7 protein-coding genes are annotated in these 7,129 nt (G+C 45.3%); 3 read left to right on the forward strand and 4 right to left on the reverse strand.

Translation table 11 applies throughout. From position 1 onward, the window contains the following. The first annotated feature begins 852 nt into the window (after window positions 1-852). Window positions 853-1,779 (forward strand): hypothetical protein, encoded by a 927-nt coding sequence (locus NGM62_RS21185; protein WP_262250316.1) that lies wholly within the window; start codon window positions 853-855, stop codon window positions 1,777-1,779. A gap of 72 nt (window positions 1,780-1,851) precedes the next feature. Further along, on the forward strand, window positions 1,852-2,208 hold the full coding sequence (locus NGM62_RS21190) for an STAS-like domain-containing protein (RefSeq protein ID WP_262250317.1): 357 nt from the start codon (window positions 1,852-1,854) through the stop codon (window positions 2,206-2,208). A gap of 21 nt (window positions 2,209-2,229) precedes the next feature. Here the strand turns inward: NGM62_RS21190 and NGM62_RS21195 are convergent, their stop codons facing one another. From NGM62_RS21195 to NGM62_RS21205, 3 genes are read right to left on the reverse strand one after another with little or no spacing between them, the layout of a single operon-like run. Continuing rightward, window positions 2,230-3,189 carry an HNH endonuclease gene (locus NGM62_RS21195; protein WP_262250318.1) on the reverse strand — a complete coding sequence of 320 codons (960 nt, stop codon included), beginning with the start codon at window positions 3,187-3,189 and terminating at the stop codon, window positions 2,230-2,232. Further along, entirely contained in the window at window positions 3,186-5,165 is a 1,980-nt protein-coding gene (locus NGM62_RS21200) for a DUF2075 domain-containing protein (RefSeq protein ID WP_262250319.1), read from the reverse strand. Before NGM62_RS21200 ends, NGM62_RS21195 begins: the two co-directional genes overlap by 4 nt. Next, complete coding sequence (locus NGM62_RS21205; protein WP_262250320.1) at window positions 5,162-5,356, reverse strand: hypothetical protein; 195 nt, start codon at window positions 5,354-5,356, stop codon at window positions 5,162-5,164. Before NGM62_RS21205 ends, NGM62_RS21200 begins: the two co-directional genes overlap by 4 nt. 77 nt (window positions 5,357-5,433) lie before the next feature. On the opposite strand from NGM62_RS21205, the gene NGM62_RS21210 reads away from it, so the two are divergent. Further along, window positions 5,434-5,820, forward strand: a complete 387-nt coding sequence (locus NGM62_RS21210) for a (deoxy)nucleoside triphosphate pyrophosphohydrolase (protein ID WP_262250321.1) — start codon at window positions 5,434-5,436, stop codon at window positions 5,818-5,820. Window positions 5,821-5,846: 26 nt separating this feature from the next. Here NGM62_RS21210 and NGM62_RS21215 read toward each other — a convergent pair whose 3' ends face one another. Beyond that, window positions 5,847-6,875 (reverse strand): Fic family protein, encoded by a 1,029-nt coding sequence (locus NGM62_RS21215; RefSeq protein WP_262250322.1) that lies wholly within the window; start codon window positions 6,873-6,875, stop codon window positions 5,847-5,849. Between the last annotated feature and the right edge of the window lie 254 nt (window positions 6,876-7,129).

Here is a 7,129-nt window from a genome sequence, read left to right on the forward strand (position 1 = left end):
ACTGACTGTTAGTGTGTTGTACAGAATTTAAGGGATGACTAATTACGGATTTAAAAGCGATTCCCGTTGGAAAATCAGGATGGTCAAAATTTGAGGGTAAAGCAACGGAGGTACTTCAATATCTTTTTGCTTCCGATCTTTCGGTATGGTCCAAACAATATAAGACCGACGATGAATTATCTCGATTCGACTTGATTTGTCGGGTAAACTCCGTTGACGATTTCTGGAAAACGATAGTTTCATCATTTTCTTCAAGATTCGTTCTGTTTGAATTTAAGAATTATAGCGACCTCCTGCCCCAAGGCCAAATTTATATTACCGAACGTTACCTTTTTCCGAAAGCGTTGCGCGGAACTGCTATTATTGTTACCAGAAAAGGGTTGAGTCCGCAAGCGGCTATTGCTTCCAAAGGCGCACTACGAGAGAGTGGAAAGCTGATCCTTTCAATGGATGAGACTGACTTGGAACAAATGATTAATAGAAAGGGCCAGGGGGATTCCCCCAACGATTATTTGTCGGAGAAATTGGATGAGTTTCTGATATCCTTGTCTCGCTGATTATATTTGCTAATCTGAACAAAGATAGAACTGGAGAAATCTTTCAAACTGAAAAGGGGGTAACATGATTTGTGTGTGTGTCCGAATTGTCATGCGCTGTTAGATTTAGGAGGGATAGTATTTGGAGACAAGTCGTTTAAATTGCTAAAGCACTCGATTGGCAAAGAGTATTTGAGGCATCATAATGATACCGTCTCATCTATAAGTTATTGAGATGAAAGGCAATTTCAACTCCACTTCTTTTTTTATCTTTGGCATAATTTTAGGCCAAATGCCATGTTATTGACCAAAGCTTATGCCGACATTACATTTACCTAGCCAGATCAATGATGCATTTGGTGCGCCAATAGGCCATATGTTCCGGTTAATAGACTGGATATCCCAACGATCTCAATATGAACATATCGAGCTAGACTATAGTGGTTGTAGATTCGCACATCCATTTTATTCTGTAGCAATACCATTAGTGATACAGCAATTTAAACGGAAAGGATACCAATCAATCATTCTTAAGAAGAATTTTGGAAAGATCTCCGTAAATGAATACATGGGTTATATTAAATTTCCAGAGGGAATTGACCCGCTTGACACCGAGGATCCTGCTAAATATTTGGAAAAGTATAAGGGGAAGACATATATCCCATTAATTTGCTTTCCTGTAGGAGAGGGTCCTGAGGTTTCGGGGATACGGGACCATTTTTTGAGTGCAGTAAATAAGCTACTTACCACAATTACAGGGGCCACCGGTGCATTACGCCATGCATTGATGTACCTAATTGATGAAACAGTCAATAATGTACTGCACCATTCGGAGGATGAGCGTGGTTATCTGCTAGCGCAGTATTATCCGAACAAAGGTTATCTTGATTTGGCTATTGTCGATATCGGTAATACAATTTTACAGACTTACCAAAAATTGGATAAGTATCTACATGTAAATACGCACAAGCTTGCTATGGAAGCGGCAATGGCAGGAAAGTCTACGAAGAGCCTCGACGTGGATAGAGGGTTTGGGATTAGCACTTCGAAACGCATGCTTACAGAGGGGTTGCATGGAAAATATTTTCTTTATTCTGGGCATGTATACAATATTCACACAGACGAGCAGAATGTTGTGACAGAGTTGCCAGAAAATATATTTTGGCAAGGTGCTTATGCTTGTATGCGTATCCCCGATAGCGTACCAAAAGGTTTTAACCCTGCGGATTACTACGAAGGCTGATTTGGATTTTAAATTTTTTTTTGAATACTTTTACGTATCTTTACACCCCTTATCCGAAAGGAGGATGAACTTATGATTGCATCTGAATTGAAGCTTATCAACCTGTTGCCAGTTACACTGGACTCCCGTGAGGCAGCTATCCGGCTCGCTGATATAGTGAGAGAGTATAGTGGTGACAAGCAAATAGAATTGGACTTTTCAGGCATAGAATTCATGTCACGTTCTTTTGCGGATCAATTTCACAAAGAATTGTATCTCCATGATGAAGACACTTTTGAGATTGTGATCAAAAATGCTGATGCTTCTATCATACGTATGCTGGATGCCGTATCCAAAACGCAGACTAAACGGAAGGCTGTAAAGAAGACTCACCAAGTAGCTTCTTATAATGATCTGAAGCAGATGGAGAGTTTTGTGACGAGCTGGTAACTCCTCGTTGGTGGCGTAACGCTAACTTTTAAATACATGTTTCCGGTGCCAATTCAGCTTATCATGCTGGGGTAGGTATTTGGTGGATTGCGGGCCGCTAATTCGACTACCTTGTAATTTCCGTAGGCTATAATCATGCTTATCATCCTCCGTGAAATGTGGTGACACGATGATCCGATAATCTTCATCCACGCTAAGCAATCCACGGTCAAAGGCACGATGCATATTGGGGCATAACGCGATACCATTGCCGATGCGGTCATCATGGCTTACACTGAATGGCACGATATGACAGGCATCGACAAAACTGTGCCCATGCATCGATAGCAAACGCATGCCGGTAAATGCGCAGGTACTTTGGTAAAGCTGGATAATGTGGCGTTTGAACAGCCCATTGCGCACAAACACTTCTTCTTCGGTATCAATACGGATGGTTTTGTATTTGGCTTCGGGTTCTTGGAGAATGTAAGACTCCACATCATGCAGGTAACCCTCGCCGCTATGCTTGGCCGCGAGGAAGTAAGCTTTGCGGTCAGGGAAGTAGGTGTCAAGCAAGGCAGTTTGCAAAACGGTACGGCTTACCGAATCTTGGATGAGCGCAAAAAGGTCTGCACGTACTTCCCCATGATCCAGCACCTCGGCCAACGTGTTCACACTTTTGATGTGCGCATTGATAGTACAGCCTGGTCTCGGTACTAGATGCCAAAAAGGTTCACCGCTGGCCTTGTCGCTTTGCAGATAATAAAACGGCTGCGTGAAATCTGCTTGGTGCGGCGTGGAGACGAGCAGCTGCCAATTTTCTAAGAAATGGCCTACTAGATCGGTGTTTGCTTCGAAACGGTTTTCTATGACGATACCTTTTTCTACCAACTCCATAAGCGTAAGTACCAATACGGGTTTATGTGGGGCGATCCCATATCGGGTGCCTCCTCGCTTGAGGTGGGTGAAAGCGTGGAGGTATGTCTTCAATAGTGGGTTCATAACACGTCAAAACCAATCCGTTTCAAGTAGTTATACGTATCATCATAAAACGCTTCGCTGCGGGTAGCGTCTTCAGCATCGCCCTTGGGCACCACGATGACCATACCTTGCCGTGCACGGGTAAGTAATACCCGATACGCATTTTTGAGGTACTGCTTGCGCTCATCTTTGAGGATACGCTCCCAGCGGCTGCCCTTAAAGGTGAATGTTTGCCAACCGTCCGCATGGTATCGAAAATCAGCATCCCAGGTAATGCAAGCCCAATCTAACTCAAGGCCTTGCACCTGAAACTCGGTAGCTACATCTTCGAGGTAATAGGATGAACGTACGTCGTCCTTACCATCTAGAAACCAATGCACCGGATCTGTAGGTACACGCACATCGATAGCGTGTGGCTTAAGCCGGTAAGCTTGTGAGGACACCATGATGCCATAGCGCTGATTCGCCCTCGCCTGTTGTTTAAGCCACTGTTTGGCTTTTTGCAGATCGCGCGTGAGCACGATTGGATAATTATCTTTAATACGTTGCAGCGTGGCGTGGGCTTCATCAGGCTGTAGGTCTAACAACTGCTTCACCATGAGCGACAAATGCTCGGCTCGAAACGAGCGCATGGAGACCGAAAGATGCAGCTCGGGCTTGTAATGCACAGGTGCTTGGTGTTGGGCGAGGAGGGACAACGCCTCGCCCGCAGCATACTCGCTATCGGTGAGCTGATTGGACACATACACTTCCCAATGCGGGAATGACCGATTGAGCGAGACGATCCACTCGCTGATGCCAGCCTCGCCGGTATTAATCTCTTGCCCTCCGCCTACTAAACACACCACAACGGCCCAATCGGGATGACGATCTAAACACGAGATGAGAAACTCGGATTCGGAGTAAGCGAAGCCTGGACGGTTCTTTTTGCGCGCCATAAAACTGGCGGTTTGCTGATGATTCCAAGCGCGCTGCGCCTCATCGAAGATGGCTACATGGTCGTGCGGCGGATGCTCATCGGCCAAACAGTCGTCACGAAAGTGATGTACATTTTGAATGAAGAGTTTCACACCCCGGCCGGCGTCCGTCTTTGTTAACTTACGGCCGGCTTCTTTTTCTCGCCTCACTTTATCGCGCGTAAGTGCCTCACGCAACACGGCTACCAACGGGCCATTACCCGATAGGAATACGCCTGAGGTTTGCTGCTCACTATCCAACTGTTGGGTAGCGATATCTAGCCCCACCAATGTTTTCCCGGCGCCAGGCACGCCGGTAACGAAGCATATTGCTTTGCGATGGTTTGCTTTGGCATAGCCGATTACTTCCTTAACGGCGGTGCTGGTAAGACTGAGGTTTACCTTCTCTGCGCTATGGGTGGTAATATCGGCCACGGTATGTTGGTTGTATAACGCAGTAGCAGCTTCGATGATGGTGGGTGTGGGCGCATACCGGCCGCTAGCCCAGGCTAAGGGATCGATAGTTGGCCCATCTGCAAACAGCAGGGTTTGCTGAATAGCTAGGGGTAGTTGGGCTTCGTTGCAGGATATAGGATACAGTACATTGTCGTTATGTATGGTGGTGCTTACTACAATGGGTACATCGGGTGCGGCGGTAGCAATAAGCACGGGTGCAATAACTGCTGCGTGGCTGGGCTCGTGAAAGTTTTTAAGGTCGAGCGCATAATCCCACACTTGGTCAATCGCATAGCGGTGATAGTTAACATCGCCAACTTTAAACTCTAAGACGAGGATGGCATTGGCGATAATGACCACGGCATCGATCCGCCGCCCCATACGAGGAATGTCGTACTCGAAAAACACATAGCCTTGTGGACAGGACGCGAGCACTTGCTTAAGGATACGAATTTGCTGCTGCCACGCGCCACGCTGGGTAAGCTCAACACTAAAGCTGCTCTGCTGGGTGAGTATGCCTAGTAAAGCTTCTTCTGCCGTGTGCAAAAAATGGGCAATGGTATCGGAATAGTACGCACGGGTCATAGCGAGTGATTGTCTTCTTCGGCAACTTGAATAAACGTGTAACGGCAATTGGCCGACAGGCAGGCGTGCTGCTGCACTACAGGAAGGTCTGTAGTTTCATAAACCGTTGTGCGGTTGCCACACTTGGGGCATGTGGTGGGTTGATCACCGTATGTATAGCTTATCGCCGGTTCGATATTCTTGAGTTGCATGATATAGCAATGGGTTGTTGAGCTCGTTCGTAAAGTTAGTGAAAAGTTTATATTTTTAACCAAACTTCATTATCGCTATGCTCATCGTTACCTGTGCCATCATCATCCGCCACGGCAAGATACTGATCTGCCAGCGCAGCAACACCATGGACCTGCCATTGAAATGGGAGTTTCCGGGAGGTAAGGTGGAACCGGGTGAGGATGAGGAAGCAACCATTGTGCGCGAGATAAGGGAAGAGCTACACTTGGATATTGAAGTGGTGAAACGGCTTGAGCCGGTAGAACACGACTATCCGACTTTCCGGATACAGTTGGTGCCTTTTATCGCAAATGTGGTAGGCGGAAAGTTGCTACTCGAAGAGCATGCAGACGCCAAATGGGTAGCCGTAGTTGACTTAGACCAATACGACTGGGCACCTGCCGATGTACCGATTGTTGAGCAACTGAAAGCCGTAGATATGTAGAATTGGGGGGACCTTTATCGGAATACTTAAAACAGGCTAATGTATTTATCGAACCCATAGATTTTGCCTCTCTTCCCTCCTGTTATTTCCTTTAAAACTCCTGCGCCGACCAGCTCATCGACCAGACGGTAAGCGGTTGGTGCAGACACACCGGTAATTTCTACGATTTTTGAAGCTTCTATTATAGGCCGTTGGTAGAGGTAATTCATAACTGTCAATAGATGATGACTCCGCGTGCCCTTGGTTTGGATTTCGGCTTCTATATCTCGCTTTAGCTTTAGAATAGCATCAAACGTCGTTATTCCTTTTTTTGCTGTTTCGATGATACCAACCAAAAAGAATTTGAACCATTGCGTTAAATCGTGATGAGTCCTAACGCGCATCAAATTATCGTAATATAAAAATCTATTGCGCTCAAAAAAGTCTGATAAGTATAATATTGGTTTTTTCAAAATACCTTTGTCTACAAGGTAGAGCGTAATCAACAGCCGCCCAACCCGTCCATTTCCATCTAGAAAGGGACGGATCGTTTCAAACTGGTAGTGTATTAAGGCTACCTTCAACAGTTCCGGCATAAAGTAATCGTCGTTATGGGCGAACTGCTCTAGATCGCTCATAAGCTCGTTTACACTATGATGTACGGGAGGAACGAAAGTAGCATCGGCTATACTGGCGCCACCGATCCAGTTTTGACTAGTCCGGAATTCTCCAGGCAGCTTGTGTTCCCCACGAACGCCTCTTAGTAAAATGTGATGGGCTTGTTTTATGAGGCGCGAGGAGAATGGCGACTTGTCCAGTTGAGCAATGGCCCCATTAATTGCGTCGATATAATTGTGAACCTCTTCCCAATCGTTCCTTTTCTCGATAGCCACGTCTTCCTTATCGAGAAATGCCTCTTCAATGTTCGTCTGTGTACCCTCGATTTTGCTGCTTTGCGTTGCCTCCTTTGCGACATGCATGCTAATAAATAAATCGATATTTGGTATATATTCAGAATACATATCCAAACGGCCTAATTGTCGGTCTGCTTTCGACAATAGGTGTTGTATTTCCATATCGTTAAGAAACCATGGCCGGTTCAATATACTAGGTTGAAAACTTTTGTAATATCCCTGAGAGACATAGGTGCCAGAATGGAAATCTTTCATCGTTCGCTTAATATAAATGTCACCTTATTTAAAATATTGCTTTGTTTTTTAAATAGCAAATATAGTTATTTAAATAAACGGGCTGAAATTTAAATAACGGCCATTTATTATTAAAAAGTCAACCCTTAAAAAGCCCAATATTTCTTTTTTGAAGTCAATCC

Origin of the sequence: Parapedobacter soli (genome assembly GCF_025460835.1) — a bacterium.
GTDB classification, from domain to species: Bacteria; Bacteroidota; Bacteroidia; order Sphingobacteriales; family Sphingobacteriaceae; genus Parapedobacter; species Parapedobacter soli.